Source organism: Rhodoplanes sp. Z2-YC6860, assembly GCF_001579845.1.
Lineage (GTDB): Bacteria > Pseudomonadota > Alphaproteobacteria > Rhizobiales > Xanthobacteraceae > Z2-YC6860.
The window spans coordinates 6,981,936-7,004,815 of sequence record NZ_CP007440.1 but is presented as its reverse complement, the minus strand read 5'-3'; the positions used below and the strand labels follow the sequence as shown (position 1 = coordinate 7,004,815).

General features: G+C 64.6%; 18 protein-coding genes. 11 read left to right on the top strand and 7 right to left on the bottom strand.

Annotated elements, in window-relative coordinates; translation table 11 throughout:
• The first annotated feature begins 46 nt into the window (after nt 1-46).
• Complete coding sequence (gene boxB, locus RHPLAN_RS32700) at nt 47-1,498, top strand: benzoyl-CoA 2,3-epoxidase subunit BoxB (RefSeq protein WP_068032206.1); 1,452 nt, start codon at nt 47-49, stop codon at nt 1,496-1,498.
• A 200-nt stretch (nt 1,499-1,698) separates the two neighbouring features.
• Here boxB and RHPLAN_RS32695 read toward each other — a convergent pair whose 3' ends face one another.
• Nucleotides 1,699-4,029, bottom strand: coding sequence for a xanthine dehydrogenase family protein molybdopterin-binding subunit (locus tag RHPLAN_RS32695; RefSeq protein ID WP_068027556.1), 2,331 nt, complete (start codon nt 4,027-4,029; stop codon nt 1,699-1,701).
• A 141-nt stretch (nt 4,030-4,170) separates the two neighbouring features.
• Here RHPLAN_RS32695 and RHPLAN_RS32690 point away from each other — a divergent pair, with 141 nt between their 5' ends.
• Nucleotides 4,171-5,148 (top strand): Bug family tripartite tricarboxylate transporter substrate binding protein, encoded by a 978-nt coding sequence (locus RHPLAN_RS32690; protein WP_068027553.1) that lies wholly within the window; start codon nt 4,171-4,173, stop codon nt 5,146-5,148.
• A gap of 17 nt (nt 5,149-5,165) precedes the next feature.
• On the opposite strand, the gene RHPLAN_RS32685 is transcribed toward RHPLAN_RS32690, so the two are convergent.
• The 4 genes from RHPLAN_RS32685 to RHPLAN_RS32670 form a co-directional block, all read right to left on the bottom strand.
• Complete coding sequence (locus RHPLAN_RS32685; RefSeq protein WP_068027550.1) at nt 5,166-5,936, bottom strand: AAA family ATPase; 771 nt, start codon at nt 5,934-5,936, stop codon at nt 5,166-5,168.
• A 51-nt stretch (nt 5,937-5,987) separates the two neighbouring features.
• A complete protein-coding gene (locus tag RHPLAN_RS32680; protein WP_084246055.1) occupies nt 5,988-6,959 on the bottom strand; it encodes a Bug family tripartite tricarboxylate transporter substrate binding protein in 972 nt (323 codons plus the stop codon).
• Nucleotides 6,960-6,992: 33 nt separating this feature from the next.
• The gene (locus RHPLAN_RS32675; protein WP_198164601.1) at nt 6,993-7,958 is read right to left on the bottom strand and encodes a Bug family tripartite tricarboxylate transporter substrate binding protein; all 966 of its coding nucleotides are present in this window, start codon (nt 7,956-7,958) and stop codon (nt 6,993-6,995) included.
• A gap of 118 nt (nt 7,959-8,076) precedes the next feature.
• Nucleotides 8,077-9,285 (bottom strand): pyridoxal-phosphate-dependent aminotransferase family protein, encoded by a 1,209-nt coding sequence (locus RHPLAN_RS32670; protein WP_068027540.1) that lies wholly within the window; start codon nt 9,283-9,285, stop codon nt 8,077-8,079.
• Nucleotides 9,286-9,450: 165 nt separating this feature from the next.
• Between RHPLAN_RS32670 and RHPLAN_RS32665 the strand changes: the two genes are divergently transcribed.
• Nucleotides 9,451-12,369: an FAD-binding and (Fe-S)-binding domain-containing protein gene (locus RHPLAN_RS32665; protein WP_068032202.1), complete on the top strand. Its 2,919-nt coding sequence runs from the start codon at nt 9,451-9,453 to the stop codon at nt 12,367-12,369.
• 34 nt (nt 12,370-12,403) lie between these two features.
• Nucleotides 12,404-13,444, top strand: coding sequence for a uroporphyrinogen decarboxylase family protein (locus RHPLAN_RS32660; RefSeq protein ID WP_068027537.1), 1,041 nt, complete (start codon nt 12,404-12,406; stop codon nt 13,442-13,444).
• 120 nt (nt 13,445-13,564) lie between these two features.
• Here the strand turns inward: RHPLAN_RS32660 and RHPLAN_RS32655 are convergent, their stop codons facing one another.
• A complete protein-coding gene (locus tag RHPLAN_RS32655; RefSeq protein WP_068027533.1) occupies nt 13,565-15,253 on the bottom strand; it encodes a dihydroxy-acid dehydratase in 1,689 nt (562 codons plus the stop codon).
• A gap of 386 nt (nt 15,254-15,639) precedes the next feature.
• On the opposite strand from RHPLAN_RS32655, the gene RHPLAN_RS32650 reads away from it, so the two are divergent.
• The 4 genes from RHPLAN_RS32650 to RHPLAN_RS32635 are packed head-to-tail and all read left to right on the top strand — an operon-like array spanning nt 15,640 to nt 19,202.
• Complete coding sequence (locus RHPLAN_RS32650) at nt 15,640-16,647, top strand: ABC transporter substrate-binding protein (RefSeq protein WP_068032199.1); 1,008 nt, start codon at nt 15,640-15,642, stop codon at nt 16,645-16,647.
• A 34-nt stretch (nt 16,648-16,681) separates the two neighbouring features.
• Nucleotides 16,682-17,641: a Bug family tripartite tricarboxylate transporter substrate binding protein gene (locus RHPLAN_RS32645; RefSeq protein ID WP_068027529.1), complete on the top strand. Its 960-nt coding sequence runs from the start codon at nt 16,682-16,684 to the stop codon at nt 17,639-17,641.
• A 2-nt stretch (nt 17,642-17,643) separates the two neighbouring features.
• Entirely contained in the window at nt 17,644-18,423 is a 780-nt protein-coding gene (locus RHPLAN_RS32640; protein WP_068027527.1) for an ABC transporter ATP-binding protein, read from the top strand.
• Nucleotides 18,420-19,202: an ABC transporter permease gene (locus tag RHPLAN_RS32635; protein WP_068027525.1), complete on the top strand. Its 783-nt coding sequence runs from the start codon at nt 18,420-18,422 to the stop codon at nt 19,200-19,202. Before RHPLAN_RS32640 ends, RHPLAN_RS32635 begins: the two co-directional genes overlap by 4 nt.
• 5 nt (nt 19,203-19,207) lie before the next feature.
• Here RHPLAN_RS32635 and RHPLAN_RS32630 read toward each other — a convergent pair whose 3' ends face one another.
• A complete protein-coding gene (locus RHPLAN_RS32630; protein WP_068027523.1) occupies nt 19,208-19,402 on the bottom strand; it encodes a hypothetical protein in 195 nt (64 codons plus the stop codon).
• A 419-nt stretch (nt 19,403-19,821) separates the two neighbouring features.
• Here RHPLAN_RS32630 and RHPLAN_RS32625 point away from each other — a divergent pair, with 419 nt between their 5' ends.
• The 3 genes from RHPLAN_RS32625 to RHPLAN_RS32615 all read left to right on the top strand — a co-directional run bounded on the left by RHPLAN_RS32625 (nt 19,822) and on the right by RHPLAN_RS32615 (nt 22,805).
• Nucleotides 19,822-20,739 (top strand): DMT family transporter, encoded by a 918-nt coding sequence (locus RHPLAN_RS32625; protein WP_237179957.1) that lies wholly within the window; start codon nt 19,822-19,824, stop codon nt 20,737-20,739.
• Between the two features lie 78 nt (nt 20,740-20,817).
• Nucleotides 20,818-21,837 (top strand): thiamine pyrophosphate-dependent dehydrogenase E1 component subunit alpha, encoded by a 1,020-nt coding sequence (locus RHPLAN_RS32620; RefSeq protein WP_068027522.1) that lies wholly within the window; start codon nt 20,818-20,820, stop codon nt 21,835-21,837.
• Nucleotides 21,825-22,805, top strand: coding sequence for an alpha-ketoacid dehydrogenase subunit beta (locus RHPLAN_RS32615; protein WP_068027518.1), 981 nt, complete (start codon nt 21,825-21,827; stop codon nt 22,803-22,805). The genes RHPLAN_RS32620 and RHPLAN_RS32615 overlap by 13 nt, the downstream gene beginning before the upstream one ends.
• Nucleotides 22,806-22,880 lie beyond the last annotated feature (75 nt).

Below are 22,880 nucleotides of genomic sequence, written 5' to 3'. Positions count from 1 at the left end.
TCGGCCAAGACCTTAGGCCATGACTGCCGAACCAGAGGAGCGTGCGATGACCAGCGACATCATCAACGTGGACTACCGCGAGAAGATCCCGAACAACGTCAACCTCACCGAGGATCGCCGGGTGCTCAAAGCGCTCGAAGGCTGGCACCCGGGCTATATCGACTGGTGGCAGAACATGGGGCCGGAGGGCTTCCAGGAGTCGCTGGTCTATCTGCGCACCGCGGTGTCGGTCGATCCGAAGGGCTGGGCCAAGTTCGACTACGTGAAGATGCCGGAGTACCGCTGGGGCATCCTGCTGGCGCCGCATGAAGAAGGCCGCAAGGTGTCGTTCGGCGCACATATGGGCCAGGATGTATGGCAGGAGGTGCCGGGCGAGTACCGCGCCATGCTGCGCCGGCTCGTCGTGATCCAGGGCGACACCGAGCCCGCGTCGGTCGAGCAGCAGCGTCATCTCGGCAAGACCGCGCCGTCGCTCTACGACATGCGCAACCTGTTCCAGATCAACGTCGAAGAGGGCCGTCATCTCTGGGCGATGGTCTATCTGCTGCACAAGTATTTCGGCCGCGATGGGCGAGACGAGGCGGATGACATGCTGCGTCGCCGCTCCGGCAGCTCTGACGCGCCGCGCATGCTCGGCGCTTTCAACGAGGCGACGCCGGACTGGCTGTCGCTGTTCATGTTCACCTTCTTCACCGACCGCGACGGCAAGATGCAGCTCGAAAGCCTCGCGCAATCGGGCTTCGATCCGCTGTCGCGCACCTGCCGCTTCATGCTGACCGAGGAAGCGCATCACATGTTCGTCGGCGAGACCGGCATCGGCCGCGTAGTGCAGCGCACCTGCGAGGCGATGAAGGCGGCGGGCATCGAGGATCCCAACGAAATCGAGAAGGTGAGGAAGCTCGGTGTCATCGATCTTCCGACCATCCAGAAGAAGCTCAACCTGCACTACACGCTGTCGCTCGATCTGTTCGGCTCGGAGGTCTCGACCAACGCGGCCAATGCGTTCAACGCGGGGCTGAAGGGCCGCTTCCGCGAGACCGCGATTCAGGACGACCACAAGCTCGAGAATGACGTCTATCCGGTGCTGAAGTTCGTCAACGGCGAGATCAAGCTGGTCGACGAGCCGGCGCTGACGGCGCTCAACATGCGGCTGCGCGACGATTACACCCACGACTGCGCCAAGGGCATCGAGCGCTTCAACAAGATCATCGAACGCACCGGTGTGTCGTTCCGGCTTGCGCTGCCGCATGTCGCGTTCCACCGCGACATCGGCGAATTCAAGGACGTGCATGCGACGCCGAAGGGCGTGCTGATCGACGATGCGACGTGGGCGAAACAGAAGGACGACTGGCTGCCGTCGGCTGCAGACGGGGACTTCATCACCTCGCTGATGCAGCCGGTCGCCGAGCCCGGTCGGTTCGCGTCGTGGATCTCGCCGCCCAAGGTCGGCATCGACAACCGGCCGGGCAATTTCGAGTATGTGAAGATGGTGGCGTAGCGGCGGGGCCCGTTCTCCGCGCGCGGGCCACAACGGCGGTGTCATCGCCGGGCTTGACCCGGCGATCCATGAGCGGGCGCCGCTCAAGGCAGCCTTACGTAAGACCTCGATTGTCGAACCTTGGTCATGGACCCGCGGGTCAAGCCCGCGGGTGACAGTGTGCCTGTTGCGCGGGCATGCCTTAATTCAGCAGGGAAGCTCTAGCTGCCCCGCTTCGCTTCTTGAATCGCCTGCCACACCCGGAACGGTGTGCAGGGCGTGTCGATGTGGCGGATGCCGAAGCCCGACAGCGCGTCGACGATCGCGTTCACGCCAGCCGACAGTGAGCCGACGGTGCCGGCCTCGCCCGCGCCCTTGACGCCGAGCGGATTGGTCGGCGTCGGCACCGGATTGTCCTCGACCACCAGCAGGCAGAAGTCCTCGGCGCGCGGCATGGCGTAGTCCATGAACGAGCCGGAGATCACCTGGCCGGTCTGCGGGTCGTAGGCCTTGTCTTCCATCAGCACCTGGCCGAGGCCCTGGGCGATGCCGCCCATGATCTGGCCCTTCACCAGCATCGGATTGATCACGGTGCCGACGTCGTCGACCACGCTGTAGCGCACCACGTCGGTGACGCCGGTCTCCGGATCGATCTCGACCTCGCAGACATGGGCGCCGTTCGGGAAGTTGCCGCTCGTCGCCCGATAGGTCGCGGTCTCGTAGAGGCCGGGCTCCATGCCGGGCGGCAGCTTGTCCACCTTGAACGCCGCCTTGGCGACGTCATGAATGCCGATGCCGCGGTCGGTGCCGGCGATCCCGAAGCGGCCGTCCTTGAACTCCATGTCGCCTTCGGAGGCCTCCAGCAGGTGCGCCGCAAGCTTCTTCGCTTTGGAGATGATCTTGTCGGCGACCATGACGATGGCGCCGCCGCTCATGGTCGTCGAGCGCGAGCCGCCGGTGCCCATGCCGAAGGCGACCGCTTCGGTGTCGCCCTGCACGAACTTGATGGCGTCCGGATCGACGCCCAGGCGATCGACCAGGATCTGCGTCTGGATCGTGGCGTGGCCCTGGCCGTGCGAGATCGAGCCGGTCACGAAGGTCATGCCGCCGAGCGGATCGAAGCGGATTTCCGCGGTCTCGTAAGTGGGATCAGCCGCCTGTTCGATGGTGTTGGAGATGCCGATGCCGCGAAGGAGCCCGCGCCTGGCCGATTCCTTGCGCCGCGCCTCGAAGCCGGTCCAGTCGCCGAGCTTCATCGCCCGGTCCATGTTCTCCTCGAAGCGGCCGCTGTCATAGGTGAAGGTGAGCGGCGTCTTGTAGGGCATCGCCTGCGGCGGAATGGTGTTGCGGCGGCGCAGCTCCGCCGGATCGATTTTCATCTCGTCGGCCGCGATGTCGATCAGCCGCTCAATCATGTAGGACGCCTCGGGCCGGCCGGCGCCGCGATAAGGCGAGGTGCAGTGCGTGTTGGTCAGCATGCCTGAGATCGCGACATGCGCCGCGGGCGTCGTGTAGACGCCGCACACCGTGCCGATGTTGACCACCGGCGGCAGCGCGCCGCGAAACGACACGAAGGCGCCGAGATTGCCGAAGCTGCGGATGCGCACCGCGAGGAACTTGCCGTCCCGGTCGAGCGCCAGCGCCGCATCGACGATGTTGTCGCGGGCGTCGTCGTCGCTGATGTGCGCCTCGTTGCGGGTGGCGAGCCATTTCACCGGCCGGCCGACGCGCCGCGCCGCCCAGAGCATCAGGATGATCTCGGGATAGACCGAGCCGCGCAGGCCGTAGGAGCCGCCGATGTCGCCGGTGATGAGCCGGAGCTGGCTCTCAGAGATTTTCAGCGTGGTTTCGGCGATGGCGTTGCGGAACAGCCAGGGCCGCTGGAAGCCGAATTGCACCGTGTAGCGGCCGGTGCCGGAATCGTATTCGCCGGTGACACCGCGCGGCTCCATGGTGTTCGCGGTCACGCGATTGATGACAAGGTGCTGTTCGACCACATGCGCGGCGCGGGCGAAAGCCTCGTCGACCGCGGCCTTGTTGCCCGCCTGATAGAAATAGGCTTCGTTGTTGGGGCAATCGTCATAAAGCTGCGGTGCGCCGGGCTGGAACGCGTCGCGGGCGTTCACCACCGCGGGCCGCGGCGCATAGTCGACCTCGACGCGCTCGGCGGCGTCACGCGCCTGGTCGAGCGTGTCGGCGACTACGACTGCCACGGGGTAGCCGACATGCATGGCGCGGCTGATCGCAATCGCGGGCCGGTGCGGCAGATACATCGGGCCGCCGTCGCGCTTCTTATAAGGCGCCATGGTCGGCATCGTGCCGAGCTTGTCGGCCTCGTAGTCCCTGCCGGTCAGCACCGCATGGACGCCGGGCATCTGCAGGGCCGCGCGCACATCGATACCGCGGATGTCGGCATGGGCGTGCGGCGAGCGCAGGATCGCGGCATGAAGTTGATCGGCGAGCTTGAGATCGTCGTAGTAGCGGCCCCGGCCCCTAAGCAGGCGAGGGTCCTCGCGACGCCGCACCGATTGACCGATCGAGAATTGACCCATGGAGTGCTCCAGCGAAACGCGCCAGTTTAACCAGCCTGCACGCGATCCGTCATCCTGCGGTTGATGCAGGCGAGCGTCATCGCATAACATCGCCGGAAGCGGTCAAACCGCAAACGATGGCCGCGCGGGAAAGGGAACACCATGCGCGCGGCCGCGACCGCTTTGCTGTTGGGCTTCATTGCGGCAGCGAGCGTGGATCGCGTTCGGGCTCAGCCTGACGACTATCCGACCCGTAACGTCACCTTTCTCTGTCCGTTTCCGGCCGGTGGCGGCACCGACCTTCTGACGCGGCTCCTGGCGCAGGAGCTTCAGGAAAAGCTCGGCAAGCCGGTGATCGTCGACAACCGGCCCGGCGCCGGCAGTCAACTTGCCGCCAACGCAACTGCAAAAAGCGCACCCGACGGCTATACGCTGTTTCTCGCGCCGATCACCACGCTCGCGATCGGGCCGAGCGTGTTCAAGTCGTTGCCCTACGACACCGTGAGAGACTTCGCGCCGATCGGACTGGTCGGTTCGGCACAGTTCGCGCTGATCGCCAATCCCAAACTCGACGCGCCGACGCTTCCGGATCTGATCAAGCTGATCAAGAGCAAGAACGGCCAGATGTCCTACGGCACCTCGGGCGCGTCGACGCCGCACCATCTGTTCATGGAGATGTTCCTCAAGCAGATCGGCGCCAAGGCGCAGCATGTGCCATATCGCGGCAGCGTGCCGGCGATGACCGACGTCATCTCAGGCCAGATTCCCATGATGATGGTCGACCTCGCGGTGGCGATGGGCGCCATTCAGGAAGGCAAGGTGAAGGTTTATGGCGTCACCTCGGCGACGCGGATCAAGGCAATGCCCGAGATCCCGACCATCGCCGAAGCGGGGCTGCCGGGCTTTGCCGCGACCGGCTGGTTCTCGGTGGTGACGCGTGCCGGCACGCCGCGGCCGATCATCGACAAGATCAACGGCGTGCTGATGCCTTATCTCAAGCGTCCCGAGGTGCAAGACCGGCTCAACGCCGTGGCGATCACGCCGCTCACCAGCACGCCGGACGAACTCCAGAAGTTCATCCCGGCCGAGATCGAGAAGTGGGCCAAGGTGGTCAAGGACGCCGGCATCGAACCGCAGTAACAAAAGGGCGATGAGCGTTACTCGTCGCCCATCATCGTCTCGATGAATGCCTTCGGGTTCATCCAGAACTCCCGCATCAGCCGATAGTGCCCAGTGTCCTCCATGCGCACCGTATCGAGTCCGTATTTGGTGAGCTGCAGCAGCCGCGCATCCGGATAGGCCATCAGCATCGGTGAATGCGTCGCCATAATCACCTGGCTGATGCCGGACTCGTCCATGCGCCGCAGCAGCTTGAGGAATTCGACCTGCCGCGACGGCGACAGCGCCGATTCCGGCTCGTCGAAAATGAAGATGCCCTGGCGCTGGCAGCGCTCCTGGAAGAAGCGCAGAAAGCCTTCGCCGTGCGAATGGGACAGGAAATCGGGCGGGAGCTCGCCGACGTCGCGCGCTGCCTCGTCAAGGTAGCGCGCCACAGACAAGAAGCTTTCGGCACGAAAGAACCAGCCTCGAGTGATCTTCGGCAGCCAGCTTGCACGCAGCGCCTTCGATAGCTGGCCGCCCATCACCTCGACGGCGTTTGAGTGATCGACCGGCCGATAGCCTTTGCCGCCTCCGGCTTCGTCGTAGCCGGCGAGCGCGGCGATGCCTTCCAGCAGCGTGGATTTGCCGGTGCCGTTCTCGCCGACAATGATGGTGATGGCACGGTCGAAGCCTAAGTCGAACTCCTTCTGCAGGAACGGCAGGCAGAACGGATAGGCGTCGGGATCGCCGATCTTTTCGCGGTCGAGCCAGACGCGCTGCAAATACGGCGCCGGCAGATTGATGGTGCGGGATCGCCTGCTGGCCATGCGACCATTATGCAGCACGCCATGCGTGCCGCAAAGTCGCTGATGAAGCGTTCAATCGAGCTTCGGGATTTTCGCTACTTCGACCACCTTGCTGAACCGCGCCACATCAGCCTTGAAGGTCGCGGCAAACTGCTCGGGCGTGTCGCCGACCGGCTCCTGGCCGGTCTGGATCAGCGTCTCGCGCAGCTTGGGATCGGCGAGCGCTTGCGCCACCGCCTGCTGGATCGTCTTGACGATCTCGGGCGGTGTGCCGGCCGGGACGAACATCGCGTTCCAGCTTCCGACCTCGAGGCCCTTGACGCCCTGTTCGGCCGCTGTCGCGACGTTCGGCAGCGCCTCCATCCGCTTTGTCCCGGTGACGCCCAGGCCACGGATGAGATTGCTCTGCACATTGGCGATGCCGTTGGCCTGCGGCAGGAAGGCGAGCTGGATATCGTTGCCGATCAGAGCGGTGACCATCGGCGCGTCGCCGCGATAGGGGATGTGCACCATCCTGATGCCGGTGAAGCTGTTGAACATCTCGGCGAAGATATGCAGCGACGAGCCCGGCCCGCTCGAGCCGAAGTTCAGCGCGCCGGGCGTGGCTTTCGCCTCAGTCGCGAGTTCGGTGAGATTGGTGGCGGGGTCTTTCGGCGAGCCGGCGATCACGAACTGCGTCGAGATCACCATCGTGACCGGGATGAAATCCTTCGACGGATCGAACGGCAGCTTGCTGTAGAGCGCGGACGCGCTCGACATCGCGCTGGTGTGCAGGAGGATGGTGTAGCCATCGGGCGGCGACTTCGCGACGATCTCGGCGCCGAGATTGCCGCCGGCGCCCGGGCGGTTGTCGATGATGATCGGCTGCTTGAGGATCTCGCTCATCTTGTTGGTGACGATCTGGCCGAGAATGCTGACGCCGCCGCCGGGCGCATAAGGCACCACGACGCGGATGGTCCGGCTCGGATAGGTCTCGGCCTGCACGCCGATTGGTCCAGCGCAGACCGAAAGCAGAGCGCCGAGCATCAATCCCAATCGTGACATCAGGCGCTCCTTGGCCGTTTCCTGCCCGGATTCTTAATCCAGCTTCGGAATTTTCGCATCCGCGATGATCTTGGCGAACTTGATGATGTCGGCGCGGAACACGCGGTCGAACTCCTCCGGCGTCGAGCCCACGCCTTCGTTGCCTCCGGCCTTCAGGCGCTCGATCACGTCGGGGTTCTTCAGCGCCTTCGCAGTCTCCTGCTGCAGGCGCAGCACGATCTCGCGCGGCGTGCCGGCCGGCACGAAATAGCTCTGCCAGCTCGTCGAGTCGAAACCCGGAATGGTCTCGGCCACTGTGGGCACGTTCGGCAGCGCGGGCGCGCGTGTCAGGCCGCCGACCGCCAGCGCCTTGAGCTGGCCGCTCTCGACCAGCGGCAGCGTGGTCGCCATCGGCATCACGCCGAGCTGGATTTCGCCCGCGATCAGCGCCGCGTTCGCCGGCGCGTCGCCGCGATAGGTCACCGGCTGAACCTCGATGCCGGCCGCACTCTTGAGCATCTCCATGGTGAGGCTCAGCGGATTGCCGACGCCGGTCGAGCCGTAATTGAGCGAGCCGGGCTTGGCCTTGGCGAGCTTGATCAGTTCGGCGACGTTGTTGGCTTCAAGTTTGGGATTGGCGACGAGCAGCAGCTGCGACTGCACGATCTGCGTGACCGCAATGAAGTCCTTCTCGACGTTGAAGGGCAGCGTCTTGTAGAGCGAAGGACTGATGGCCAAGCCGTTGACGGTCTGCAGCACCGTGTAGCCGTCTGGCGGCGCCTTCGCGAGCACGTCCGAGGCGAGGTTGCCGCCGGCGCCCGGCCGGTTCTCGATGATCACCGGCTGGCCGAGATTTTCCGAGAGCTTCTGGCCGACGAGCCGTGCCAGCGTGTCGACCGCGCCGCCCGCCGCGAACGGCACCAGCACGCGGATCGGACGGTTGGGGTAGTTCTGGGCGAGTGCCGATGCAGAAGTCAGCGCAAGCAATACAGTCGTAAATGCCAGTCGGTGCAGCTTCATCGTCCCCCCTCGTGACCGCATGGCGGTACACTTGTGTTGTTGGTTTGAAGCTACCAAAACAAAAGCAAATGGCCGGGACAAGCCCGGCCATTTGTCACATCACAACTGGTTCGTTGGTTTATTCGGCGGCCGCCTTCTTCGGATCGGCGTGCGCCGCCGTGATGAAGTCCATCGCGGCCTGAACGCCGCCCTTCTTGTGCGGGACGCCGGCGAGCGACAGCGCCATCTCGGTGATGCTGAGCGCGCCGAGCAGCGTGCCGTCGTTGATGTCGCCGAGGTGGCCGATGCGGAAGTACTTGCCCGCGTACGGACCGAAGCTTGCGCCGTAGGAGATGTTGAAGGTCTCGAGCGCAAGCGCGCGGAACTTGTCGGCGTCGTGACCCTCGGGCAGCAGGATGGCCGTGATGGTCGGCGACACTTGCGCGGCGTTCTTGTTGAGGTTCTCGAGGCCCCAGGTCTTCACCGCAATGCGCGTGGCCTCGGCGAGCCGCTTGTGGCGCGCGAACACGTTGTCGAGGCCTTCCTCGTGCAGCATCTCGATGCCTTCGACCAGGCCGTGGATCATCAGCGTCGCCGGCGTGTACGGGAAGAAGCCGACCTTGTTCATGTTGAGCATGTCGTCCCAGGCGAAGAACGACTTCGGCAGCTTGGAGGTCTGGCTGGCCTTCAGCGCCTTGTCGCTGATCGCGTTGAACGACATGCCGGGCGGCAGCATCAGGCCCTTCTGCGCGCCGCCGACCGAGACGTCGACGCCCCATTCGTCGTGGCGATAGTCGGCCGAGGCGAGCGACGAGATGGTGTCGACCAGGAACAGCGCCGGATGGCCGGCCGCGTCGATCGCCTTGCGGATCTCTGCGATCGGCGTGAGCGCGCCAGTCGAGGTCTCGTTGTGGAGAACGCAGACCGCCTTGATCTCCTTGTTCTTGTCTTCGCGGAGCTTGGCCTCGATCGCCTTCGGGTCGGCGCCATGGCGCCAGTCGGTGGTGATGAACTCGGGCTTCAGCCCCATCCGCTCGGCCATCTTCTTCCACAAGGTGCCGAACTGGCCGGTCTCCACCATCAGCACGCGGTCGCCCGGCGACAGGGTGTTGGTCAGCGCGGCCTCCCAGGCGCCGGTGCCGGTCGCCGTGAAGATGATCACCGGATTGGTGGTCTTGAAGATGGTCTTGATGCCTTCCAGCGCGCGCTTGGTGACCTTGGCGAACTCCGGACCGCGATGGTCGATCACCGGGCGGTCGAGGGCCCGCAGGATGCGGTCCGGCACCGGGGTCGGCCCGGGAATCTGGAGGAAGTGACGCCCGGCTTGGCGCGCGGAATTCTGGGCCATCGAAGGCTCCTGTTAGGACTGATTTTTGGGGGGCTTTAAGGCCCGGCTGGCGGCGTTGAACTCGATTGCGGTGGCGTGGTCAAGGGCAAATCGAATGACATATGGTGAGGATGGCCTTTATGACCAATGCCGGCCGACTCACGGCCGCATGTTTGGGAGGAATCGGTGGCGGAACGGTTACTGCCGGGACTGGAGCGGCGGCTGAAGGCCGAGGTGGGCGAGGTCGATTTCGGCCGATTCGCCCGGGGGCGCTATGCCACCGACGCTTCGCACTACCAGATCATGCCGCTCGGCGTGGTGCTCCCGCGCACGATAGAAGAAGCCGAACGTGCGATAGAAATCTGTCGCTCGGAGAAGGTGCCGGTGACGCCGCGTGGCGGCGGTTCATCGCAGTCCGGGCAGACCGTCAATCATTCGGTGATCGTCGACTGCTCCAAGCACCTCAACAGGATTCTCGACCTTGATGTCACCGGTCGGAGAGCCCGGGTGCAGCCCGGCATCGTGCTCGACGATCTCAATCGCCAGCTCAAGGCTCATGGTCTGTGGTTTCCGATCGATGTCTCGACCGCCTCGCGCGCCACCATTGGCGGGATGACGGCCAACAACTCCTGCGGTGGACGCTCGCTGCGCTACGGCAACACGCGGGAGAATGTGCTTTCGATCGATGCGCTGATGATCGACGGCAGCAAGGCCCATTTCGGTCCCGTGGCGGCGGACCTTTCCGACATGCCGGACAACTCGCCGCTGAAGCCTTTGGCGCGTGATCTGTTCGCGCTTGGCGCTCGTGAGGCCGACGAGATCGCGGCGCACTTTCCCAAGGTGCAGCGCCGGGTCGGGGGGTACAACATCGACGCACTGGTGCCGGGGCGTAACGACGTCAACCTGGCGCATATTCTCGTAGGCTCGGAAGGCACGCTGGCGTTCTCGACCGCGATCGAGATCAAGCTGTCGCCGGTGCTCGGCAAGCGCGCAGTCGGCGCCTGCCACTTCGGCAGCTTCCACGATGCGATGGCCGCGGCGCAGCACATCGTCAAGCTCGCGCCGATCGCGGTGGAACTTGTCGACGCGACGATGATCGCGCTCGCCCGCGACATCGCGATGTTCCGCCCGACTCTCGAAGCCTTCGTGCAGGGCAAGCCCGCGGCGCTGCTGCTGGTCGAATTCGCCGAGGAGCCGGACGAGAACGAGCGGCGCTTGCAGCGTCTGCATGAGCTGATGGGCGATCTCGGCTTCGGCTGGCGCAACAGCGGCGCGAAGTGGGGAGGTGTCGTCGACGTCTACGATCCGAAATTGCAGGCCGCGATCACGGAGCTTCGCACCGCGGGCCTCAACATCATGATGTCGATGAAGGATGCCGGAAAGCCGATCTCCTTCGTCGAGGATTGCGCGGTGCCGTTGGAGCACCTCGCCGACTACACGGCGCGGCTCACCGAGGTGTTCGAGCGGAACGGCACCAGCGGCACCTGGTATGCGCACGCTTCCGTGGGCTGCCTGCATGTGCGGCCGATCCTGAATCTTCGGCTGGAGAAGGACGTCAAGGCGATGCGCGCCATCGCCGAACAGGCCTTCAGTTTCGTGCGCGAGTACAAAGGCTCGCATTCGGGCGAGCACGGCGACGGCATCGTGCGCTCCGAATTCCACGAGTTCATGTTCGGCAAGCGCCTGGTGCACGCCTTCGAAGAGGTGAAAGACCGTTTCGATCCGGAGGCGCTTCTGAATCCGGGGAAGATCGTGCATGCGCCGAAGTTCGACGACCGCACGAATTTCCGTTACGCGCCGGACTATGCGGCGATGGCGATGACGACGGAGCTCGACTGGTCGGCCTATCCGGGGCAGGGCGGCGGTTTCCAGGGCGCGGTCGAAATGTGCAACAACAACGGCGCCTGCCGTTCGCTTGCCGGTGGCGTGATGTGCCCGAGCTATCGCGTGACGCGGAACGAGCGCGATGTGACCCGCGGCCGCGCCAATTCGCTCAGGCTCGCCATCACCGGCCAGCTCGGACCGGACGCGTTGCTCTCCGATGAGATGGCCGAGACGCTGAGGCTCTGCGTATCGTGCAAGGGTTGCCGGCGCGAATGCCCGACTGGCGTCGACATGGCGCGGATGAAGATAGAAGTGCAGGCGGCGAGGGCGGCGAAGCAAGGACTATCGCTGCATGAGCGGCTGGTAGGCTATCTGCCGCGTTACGCTCCTTACACGGCGAAGCTCGCGTGGCTGTTGAACCTGCGCGATATGCTGCCGGGCGCAGCGAAGCTGTCGGAGGTCGTCGCGGGATTTAGCGCGCGCCGTTCGTTGCCACGATGGCGCTCCGATATATTTGCGAATGGGTCGACGGAAGGCGGAGGGAGTGAAGTGGTGCTCTTCGCCGACACGTTCAACCGCTATTTTGAGCGCGAAAATCTTGATGCGGCTTTAGCCGTTCTGAAGGCCGGTGGTTATCGTGTGCATATCGCGAAACCCGCCGACAACTCATCCCGTCCGCTGTGCTGCGGCCGCACCTTCCTGTCCGTCGGCAAGGTCGACGAGGCGCGCAGCGAAGCCGAGCGCACGCTTGCCGCCTTGAAGCCCTTCATCGATCGCGGTGTGCCGGTTGTCGGGCTCGAGCCAAGCTGCCTGCTGAGCTTCCGGGACGAAGTTCCCGCAATGCTCAAGGGCGACGCAGCGAAGCGCCTATCCGACAACGCCTTCACCTTCGAGGAATTCCTCGCGCGCGAAGCCGCCGCCGGCCGCCTCAAGCTGCCGCTCAAGAAGATCGCCGATCGTGCGATGGTTCACGGCCATTGCCATCAAAAGGCGTTCGATGCTTTCAGCCCGGTTGAAACCGTGCTGAAGCTCGTGCCCGATCTCAAAGTCGAGCCGATCGAATCGAGCTGCTGCGGCATGGCCGGCAGTTTCGGCTATCACGCCGACACGATCGATGTGTCGCTCGCGATGGGTGAGCTGTCGCTGCTGCCTGCCGTGCGCAAGGCCGACGCCAACACGTTGATCGTCGCTGACGGTACCTCGTGCCGCCACCAGATCCACGACGGCACGGGCCGTGACGCTTTACATGTTGCGCGAGTGCTCGCGATGAGTCTCCAATAGGACGATCAAAACGAATTGGAAGGTTGCCCGGGTCATGGCCACGTCCTTGCCGCTGTTGCCGACCTCGCTGGTCGGTTCCTACGCCCAGCCGGAATGGCTGATCGATCGCCAGAAACTCGCAGGACGCTTTCCGCCACGCGTGCGTGCGAAGGAGTTGTGGCGCGTGCCGTCGGAGTATCTCGCGCAGGCGCAGGATGATGCGACGCTGCTCGCCATCCACGACCAGGAGCGCGCCGGCCTCGACATCATCACCGACGGCGAGATGCGGCGCGAAAGCTATTCCAACCGCTTCGCGACCGCTCTTGAAGGCGTCGACATCGACAACCCTGGCACGGCGCTGGACCGCTCCGGCCATCCCAATCCGGTGCCGCGGGTCGCCGGCAAGGTGCGGCGCAAGCATCCGGTCGAGGTCGACGACGTGAAGTTTTTGCGCGCCAACACTGGCCGCACCATCAAGATCACGGTGCCGGGCCCGTTCACGATGTCGCAGCAGGCGCAGAACGACTTCTACAAGGACGAGGAGGAGATGGCGCTGGACTACGCCGCGGCCGTCAACGCCGAGATCAGAGATCTGTTCGCGGCCGGCGCCGACATCGTGCAAATCGACGAGCCCTACATGCAGGCGCGTCCGGAGAAGGCGCGAAAGTACGGGCTCAAGGCGCTCAACGCCGCGCTCGACGGCGTGAAGGGCACCACGGCGGTGCACATCTGCTTCGGCTATGCGGCAGTGATCCACGTCCGGCCGGAGGGCTATTCGTTCCTGCCGGAGTTCGCAGGTTCGCCGGTGCAGCAGGTGTCGGTCGAGACCGCGCAATCAGGCCTCGATTGCGCGGTGCTGGAGAAGCTACCCGGCAAGACCATCATTCTCGGTGTGCTCGACCTGTCGGACATGACGATCGAGACGCCGGAGACGGTGGCCAAGCGCATCCGCCGTGCGCTGCCGCATGTGCCCGCGGAGCAGATCGTGGTGGCGCCGGATTGCGGCTTGAAGTATCTGCCGCGCGAGGTGGCGTTCGGCAAAATCTGCGCGATGGTCGAAGGCGCGAAGATCGTGCGGAAGGAATTGGGGAGCTAGGCAGTCTCGTGTCCCGGGCGCGCCGCGGCACGAAGTGACGCGGTGCAGACCCGGGACCCCGGTTTCTTTCTTGTTCGCTGATAGCAACCGGGGTCCCGGATCAGCGGGACACGAGAGCCGCTATTTTCCGAGCAAAAAGTCGAAGTCGCAGCCTTGCTCCGCCTGGGTCACCGTATCCACCCAGAGGCGATGGTAGCCGCGCTCCGGCTTCGCCGGCGGCTTCCACTGCGCCTTGCGTTTGGCGAGCTCAGCGTCGTCGACCTTCAGTGTCAGTTTTCGTCCTTTGGTGTCGAGCTCGATGATGTCGCCGTCGCGCACCAGCGCGAGAGGGCCGCCCGTCGCGGCTTCGGGCGACACGTGCAGGATCACGGTGCCGAACGCCGTGCCGCTCATGCGCGCGTCGGAGAGCCGCACCATGTCCTTCAGGCCCTTGGAGCCGAGCTTCTTCGGGATCGGCAGCGCGCCGGCCTCGGGCATGCCCGGCGCGCCGACCGGGCCGGCGTTGCGCAGAACCATCACGGTCTGCGGCGTGACGTTGAGGTTCGGATCGTCGATGCGCTTTTCGAGGTCTTCGAGCGAGTCGAACACCAGCGCGGGACCCTGGTGCTGGAACAGCTCCGGCGTCGCCGCCGCAAGCTTGATCGCCGCGCCCTGCGGCGCAAGGTTGCCGGTGAGGACTGCAATCGCTTCGTTCTTGACCAGTGGATTGTCGAGCGGCCGGATGATCTTGTCGTCGACATAAGCCGGCCAGCGCGCGATCACGTCGCCGATGGTCTCGCCGTTGACGAGCTTGGCGTTGAGATCGAGGTGATCTTTGAGCCGCCGCCACAGCGCCGGCAGGCTGCCGCCGGCGTGGAAGTCCTCCATGAAGTTGTTTCCGGCGGGCTTGAGGTCGAGCAGCACCGGCACCTCACGGCCGACCTGATCCAACTCTTGCAGATCGTAAGCGATGCCGGCGCGGCCCGCGATCGCCGCGAGATGCACGATGGCGTTGGTCGAACCCGAGATGGCCTGCAACACCACCGAGGCGTTGCGCAGTGCCGACTTGGTGAGAATGTCGCGCGGCTTCGGTCCGCCCGAGACCGCCATCTCGGCGGCGCGCTTGCCGGTGGCCTCCGCGAAGCGCCAGCGGTCCGACGACACCGCGGGCGCGGTGGCGGTGCCCGGCAGCATGAAGCCCAGCGTCTCGGCCATGCAGGCCATCGTGGACGCTGTGCCCATCACCATGCAGGTGCCCGACGTCGGCATCAGCTGGTCGTGGGCGCGGTCGAGGTCCGGGCCGTCGAGCGTGCCGGCCCGATAGGCCGCCCAAAGCCTGCGGCAATCCGTGCAAGCGCCGAGCCGCGCGCCTTCGTGTTTGCCGGCGAGCATCGAGCCGACATTGACGACAATCGCCGGCATGTTGGCCGAGATCGCGCCCATCAATTCGGCCGGAATGGTCTTGTCGCAACCGCCGATCAGCACCACCGCATCGAGCGGCAGCGCCTTGATCATCTCCTCGACGTCCATCGCCATCAGGTTTCGGAGCAGCATCGAGGTCGGGTACGAAAAGGCTTCGTGCAGCGACACCGTCGGGAACACGAAGGGCAGGGCACCCGCCATGCGCACGCCGCGTGAGATGGCTTCGGCGACCTGTGGCGCGGTCTTGTGGCAGGGGTTGAAGTCGGACGCGGTCGAGAGGATGCCGACGATCGGCCGGTCGAGTGCATCGTCGGTGAAACCCGCGCCTTTCAGGAATCCCCGTCGCAGGAACAGCGCGAATTCCTCGTCACCATATTGTGCGAGACGCGACCGCAGACCCTTTGTCATTCCAATCCCCAGACTGTGGTTCTTCCTGCCTCGCGCATCGCGGGGCTCCGACGAAGCGGCATTGCTCCGGTTTGCGGAGACTTAAGTCAAGCACCGAACAGGCGGGAGCCGGGACACCCCGAAAAAGGATGGCCCGCCCGGAGGGGGATGGGACCGGGCGGGCCGAACGGATCGGCGCGTGGGGGACGGGGGGAACGCCGATCGTTTAGGGAGGCGGTGATGGTGACAGCCGCCATTTGGCCATTGGTCGTGGCCCGCTCGGGAAAGGTTCAAAGCTGTTCGAAAGTTTTTTTACCACCGGACGGGTTGAAGCCGACGTCCTCGCCAAGGCGGAACGCCTTTCGTATGGTTCGGCGGATTCGAAGGGAATTGAGGAGGTTCGGGTGATGCTGTCAGCTCTTTCGCGGGCCCTGGTCGTGGTGCTGGCGCTAGGGCCCGCCGCGGCTCAGGCGCAGCAGCTCGACAAGGTGACGTTTGCGACCAACTGGGTGGCGGAGGCCGAGCACGGCGGCTTCTACCAGGCGCTCGCCGACGGCACCTATCGCAAGGCCGGCCTCGACGTCACCATTTTGCCCGGCGGTCCGAACGTCAATCACCGGCTGCAGCTGCTGGCCGGCAAGATCGAGTTCTACATGAGCGCCAATTCGCTCCAGGCGTTCGATGCTGCGGCCCAGAACGTGCCGACCGCGGTGGTCGCGGCGATGTTCCAGAAGGATCCGCAGGTGTTCCTGGCGCATCCCGGTCAGGGCATCGAGAAGTTCGAGGATCTGAAGAAGCTGACGCTGTTCGTCTCCAACGAGGGCGTCGCCTCCTATTTCCAATGGATGAAGCGGCAATACGGCTTCGACGAGAAGAAGGTGAAGCCCTACACCTTCAACCCGCAGCCGTTCCTTGCAGACAAAAAAAGCGCGATGCAGGGCTACGTGACGTCGGAGCCCTACGCGGTCGAGAAGCAGGGCGGCTTCAAGCCTGTGATCTTCCTGCTCGCGGACCAGGGCTTCGGCAGCTACTCGACCTTGATCGAGACTCGGCGCGACCTGATCAGCAGGAAACCGGATGTGGTGCAGCGCTTCGTCAATGCCTCGATCACCGGCTGGACTAACTACATCTACGGCGACAACTCCGCCGCCAATGCGCGCATCAAGCGCGACAATCCGGAGATGAGCGACGAACTGCTCGCCTATTCGATCGCCAAGATGAAGGAATACGGCATCGTGGATTCCGGCGATTCGCTGAAGCTCGGTATCGGCGCGATGACGGATGCGCGGATGAAGGGCTTCTTCGACCAGATGGTCGCGGCCGGCGTGGTGAAGGCCAATGTCGACTACAAGAAGGCCTACACCCTGCAGTTCGTGAACAAGGGTGTAGGTCTCGACCTGCGTCCCAAGAACTGATCTCCTGCCGGCAATGACTCATCGGGGCGGAAGCATGCGTGCATTTTTATCCTTTCTGATCGCCGTTGTGTGTTCCGTCACGGCTCACGCCGCCGATCCCTATCCGTCGCGGCCGATCCGGCTGCTGATTCCGTTTCCACCTGCCGGCATCACCGATCTGTCCGGCCGGATCGTCGCCGAGGGACTGCGCGACAAGCTGAAACAGACCGTGGTTGCGGAGAACAAGCCTGGCGCGAACGGCGTCATCGGCCTCAAGGAGCTCCTGAAGGCTGAACCCGACGGCTATACGCTGATGGTCGGCAATGTCGGCTCACTGGTTCTCAACTACGCGATCGACACCAAGGCGCCGTTCGATCCGATGAAGGACGTGGTGCCGATCGCGGGCACGGCCGAATACGCCACCACCATGGTGGTTCATAAAGGCCTCCCGGTGAATTCGGTGCAGGAATTCATCGCCTATGCGAAGGCACGGCCGGGCGAACTCACTTATGGATCGACCGGCGAGGGCTCGCTCGCGAACCTTTCGACTCAGCTCTTGATGCAGAAGACCGGCATCAAGATGGTGCACGCGCCCTACAAGGGCGGGCCGTTGGCTCTGAATGACCTGATCGCGGGCCACATCCAGCTCATCATCGAGGTGTCGCCGGTGGTCAATGAGCAGGTGCTGGCCGGCACCATCGAGGGCCTGGCGGTGACCAGCCCGTATCGTCAGGCGGGCCTGCCGAACGTGCCGACCTTCGAGGAGGCCGGCGTGCCGGGCGTGGTCGTCACCGGTTGGCTCGGCATCTACGGACCGCCGGGACTGCCGAACGACGTTCGCGAAACGCTCGGCAAGGCCATCGTCGAGGTGGTGAAAGACCCGGAGATCCAGAAGAAGCTCCGCGCGATCGGCTTCGAGCCGACCGGACAGGGTGTCGAGGCCTTCACGGCGCACCATGCGGCCGAGGTGAAGCGTTGGGTCGAGTTCTATTCCGAAGTGGGCTTGCGGAAGTAACGATGGCGCCGCCGCCCGCCGCTCCTGTCGTCACGCTGCGGGGCGTCGGCAAGTTATTCGGTACCGGCACACTGGCGCTCGAGGGACTTGATCTCGAAATCCGTGACGGCGAGTTCCTGTCGCTGCTCGGACCGTCGGGCTGCGGCAAGTCGACGGCGCTGCGCATCGTTGCGGGCTTGAGCGAGCCGTCGCGCGGCACAGTGCATTGGAGCGATTCCTCGGCGCGCAAGAATCTGGGCTTCGTGTTCCAGGAGCCGACGCTGATGCCTTGGGCGACGGTGTTCGACAATGTCTTCCTGCCGCTGAAGCTTGCGGGCGCGAGCCGCGCCGATGTCGGCGCGCGCGTGATGGAGACGCTCGGCCGCGTCGGCCTTGCCGATTTCGCGCAGGCCTATCCGCGTGAATTGTCGGGCGGGATGCGGATGCGGGTGTCGATCGCGCGAGCGCTCGTCACCGCGCCGCGCATTCTCCTGATGGACGAACCCTTCGCGGCGCTCGACGAGATCACGCGCTTCAAGCTCAACGACGACCTGATCGCGCTGTGGCGTGAGCTGCGCACGACCGTGGTGTTCGTCACCCATTCGGTGTTCGAGTCGGTCTACCTTTCGAGCCGCATCGTGGTGATGACCGGGCGGCCGGGCCGGGTGTCGAGCGAGCTTGTCATCGACACGCCCGGCCGTGACGCCGAGTTCCGCACGTCCGCCGAATATGCCGGCTACTGCCGCGTGGCGTCTGAGGCGCTGGCCAAGGCGATGCAGCAGCGCGCGGGGGCCGCGGCATGAACGAGCGCGCGCTCAGCATCGCGGCGCCGGCCGGCGTGCTCATCTTGAGCGTTGTGGTGTGGGACCTCGTGGTACGCATCAACGGTATCCCGCCTTATATTCTGCCGGCGCCCGGACTGGTGCTCTCCACGCTCGTATCGGATTGGAGCATCCTGTGGTCGTCGCTGCTCGCGACGCTGACGACCACCGTCGAGGGCCTGGTGCTCGCTGTCGCCGGCGGCATCGGGCTTGCGATCCTGTTCAATCAGTCGCGGCTTCTCGAGCATTCGCTTTATCCCTACGCCGTGATCCTGCAGGTCACGCCGGTGGTCGCGATTGCGCCGCTGCTGTTGATCTATCTGCCGCAGCAGGCCGCGGTGCTGGCTTGCGCCTGGATCGTCGCGTTCTTTCCGGTGCTCGCCAACACCACGCTCGGTCTGAATTCGGTCGATCACAACCTTGCGGATCTGTTCCGCATGTACGGCGCATCGCGCTGGCAGGTGTTGTGGGAGCTGAAACTGCCGGCCGCATTGCCGCAGATGCTCGCCGGCATCCGGATCGCAGGCGGGCTGTCGCTGATCGGTGCGGTGGTGGCGGAGATCGCGGCAGGCTCGGCCGGAGCGGGCTCCGGCCTTGCCTTCCGCATCGCGGAGTCGGGCTATCGCCTCAACATCCCGCGCATGTTTGCAGCGCTGCTGTTGCTCTCAATCGCGGGCATCGCGATCTTCGCGATGCTGTCGATGCTCAATCATGTCGCGCTGCGCCGCTGGCACGAAAGCGCGATCGCGAGAGAGGCCTGACGCGCTCAGGTCGTCAGCTTCATTCTTTCTGCGATCTGCACCGCGATGACCCAAGCGATCGCAAGTGTTGCGAAATAGCAGGCTAGGAAGATCGGCAAGCTGATCGCGTCGCCCCAGATGCTCGCCGCAGCCGAGCCGATGAAATAGTCGAGAATGTCGCCCGCGATCATCAAGATCACGTAGATCAGAAGGACCCACATGGCCGCCTCCCACTGGTGTCGTCGCGCCCGTCACAGCAATGACATACGGCCGCAGTGAGCGGCAATCGGCCGCAGCGCTCGCCGGGCAGCGCCTTCGATTAAGTTTTTGTAATGCTGCGATGCATTTTTAAGCACCCCTGCGAGGGCTCCGGTGGAACCGCGAAAGTCGGGACACTTGCGATCACAGCCTTTGCGAGTGTCTTTCTATCAAACGCCATGAAATTGAATTGTGCCGACTTAGAAAGTAGGCGCGACGCAGCGGACGTTCCCGTTGCTGCTGGTTGTCGCCAGCGGCGCGTTCGTCCGGTAGCTTTTATCGTGATGGCTAATCAGATTGATTCTGCGGACAGGACCGCGGTCGCGATCTGGCGCGGCACGACCGGCCCGGTGATCGACATTTCCGGCGGACGGGCGACCTATTGACCGGCCCCGCGCTAGATTCAGTCCAGGAGCACCGCCAGCGGCTGATCGGCATCGGCCTGATGTGCGGCGCGGTCGCGACGTTCGCCTGCCTCGATGCCATAGGCAAATATCTCGGCACGCGCATGGACGTGCTGCAGGTGGTCGCCGTGCGTTACGCCTCGGCCTTCGTGCTGACGCTGCTGATCTCCAACCCGATTGTCCGACCGGGGCTGTTGCGAACCGCGAAGCCGCTCCTCCAGATCGGGCGCTCCGCTCTGCTGCTTGGTTCGACCTTCTTCAACTTCATGGCGTTCCGGTACCTGCAGCTCGACGAGGCGCTGGCGATTTTGTTTTCGACGCCGTTCATGGTGGCGATCCTGGCCGGGCCCATGCTCGGCGAATGGGTGGGCTGGCGGCGATGGATCGCGATCGGCGTGGGCTTCGCAGGCGTCATGGTGGTGATCCGCCCGGGCTTTGGCGGGCTTCACTGGGCGGCCATGCTCTCTGGCGCGAGCGCGGTTTGCTATGCCTTTTACGGCATCACCACCCGGATGCTGGCCCGCTACGACTCCAGCCAGACCACGCTGTTCTATTCGAACCTGTTTGGAACGGCGATTATGCTGCCGGTGCTGCCCTTCGTCTGGACGCCGCCACGGTCGGTCCTCGATGGCGTGCTGATGGTGGCGATGGGCGCGTTCGGCGCTTTCGGACATTATCTGTTGATCGTCGCCCACCGGCATGCGCCGGCTTCGGTGCTGTCTCCTTTCATGTATACGCAGCTGATTTGGGCCACGACTTTCGGCTACCTGGTCTTCGCCAATGTCCCAAATCATTGGACTCTGACGGGTGCCGCAATCGTGATCGGCTCCGGGCTCTATCTTTTGCACCGGGAGCGCCGCACGCATGGCACCGTTGCCCCGAACGAGCCCCGTTGACAAAATAGCGCCGCCCCGCCTGATACCGGCCAAACCCTGACGTCCAAGGAACCGCCAGGGAAAACCCAAGGAAGCGACATGTTGGACAAGCCTGCTGCCCAAAACGCCGCCAACGACGACATCGGCGAGGAGACCCGGCTCAAGCTGTTCGAGACCCAGGTCATTATCCGCGAAGCCGAGCAGCGCGCCTATGACCTGTTCCTGCAGAACCTGGTGAAGGGCACGAGCCACCTGTCGCTCGGCCAGGAGGCCGTGGCGGCGGGCTTCGCGGTGGCGATGAAGAAGGGCGACTTGTCCTTCTGCACCTATCGCGGCCATGCCCACACGCTGGCCCGCGGTGTGCCGGTCGAGAAGGTGCTGGGCGAGTTGATGCAGCGCGACAACGGCCTGATGCGCGGCAAGGGCGGCTCGATGCATCTGATGTCGACCGATCACGGCGTGATGGGCTCCTACGCCATCATCGGCGCGCATCTGCCGATCGCCTGCGGCGCGGCCTGGCGGGCGCAGTACAAAGGCCACAGCGACGTGTCGGTCTGCTTCTTCGGCGACGGCACGACCAACATCGGCGCGTTCCACGAGGCACTGAACTTTGCCGCGGTGTGGAAGCTGCCGGTGGTGTTCGTCTGCGAGAACAACCTCTACATGGAATACACGCCGATCGCCGACGTCACGGCGGTGCCGAGCCCGGCCGGCGATCGCGCTTCGGCCTATGGCCTGGAAAAGATCGTGATCGACGGCAACGACGCCGACGCGGTGTACCGCGAAGCGATCAAGGCCTTCGACAAGGCACGCGCGGGCGGCGGCCCGTCGCTGATCGAGTGCCTGACCTATCGCCACAGCGGTCACTCCCGCGCCGACCCGGCGAAGTACCGCCCCGAGGGCGAGCTCGAACGCTGGAAGGAGCGCGACCCGATCAAGATCTACAAGGAGCGGCTCAAAGCGTTCGGCGTCGGCGACGCGCAGATCGACAAGATCGTGAACGGCGTCAAGGCGATGGTCGATGACGCGACCGAGAAGTGCAAGGCCGCGCCGAATCCTCCGATGGATATTCTCACCACTGACGTCTATGCCGACGGGGGCTTCGCATGGCGGAACTGAGTTATCGCGACGCGGTGATCCGCGGCATCGCGCAGGAAATGAAGCGCGACGAGGATGTCGTGTTTCTCGGCGAGGACATCGCCAAGGCCGGCGGCGTGTTCAAGGCCACGGTCGGGCTTTATGAGCAGTTCGGTCCGCTGCGCGTGCGCGACACGCCGATCTCCGAGCAGGCTATTCTCGGTGCCGCCATGGGCGCGGCGATGACCGGCCTGAAGCCGATCGCCGAGATCATGTTCTCGGACTTCTTCGCGGTGTGCTTCGACTACATCGCCAACGAGTTTCCGAAGAGCCGCTACATGACCAACGGGCAGACCAAGTGCCCGCTGGTGGTGCGCACCGGCAACGGCGCGGGCTCGCGCTTTGGCGCGCAACACTCTCAGAGCGTCGAGAACTGGTGCATGATGATCCCCGGCCTCAAGGTCGTGGCGCCGTCGAGCCCGGTCGATGTCATCGGCTTGCTGGCCGCGTCGGTCCGCGATCCCGATCCGGTGATCTTCCTTGAGCACAAGTCGCTCTACGCCACCAAGGGTGAGGTGCCGGACGGCGAGATCCTCGACAAGCTCGGCACCGCGAAGATTCTCCGGCCTGGCAAGGACGCCACCATCCTGGCGCTGGCCCTGATGGTGCCGCGCGCGCTCGCCGCTGCCGAGAAGCTCGCCAGTGAGCACGGCATCGACTGCGAGGTGATCGACGTGCGCTCACTGGTGCCGCTCGACACCCAGACCATCCTTGGCTCGGTTGCCAAGACGCATCGCGCGTTTTCGGTGGAAGAGAATCCGCGGCTGTGCGGTTGGGGCGCCGAGATCATGTCGATCATCGCCGATGAAGCCTTCTACGATCTCGACGGCCCGCTGGTGCGGATCACCACGCCGCACTGTCCGCTGCCGGCTGCCGACATTCTCGAAGACGCCATCCTGCCGACGGTGGACCGCATCGTCGACCGGGTGCGGAAGACGTTGAACAGCTAGAGCATGAACACCACCACCGAATGACCCCCACCTCCGTCCTCCCCCTTTCAGGGGGAGGACGGTCGTGCGGCACGG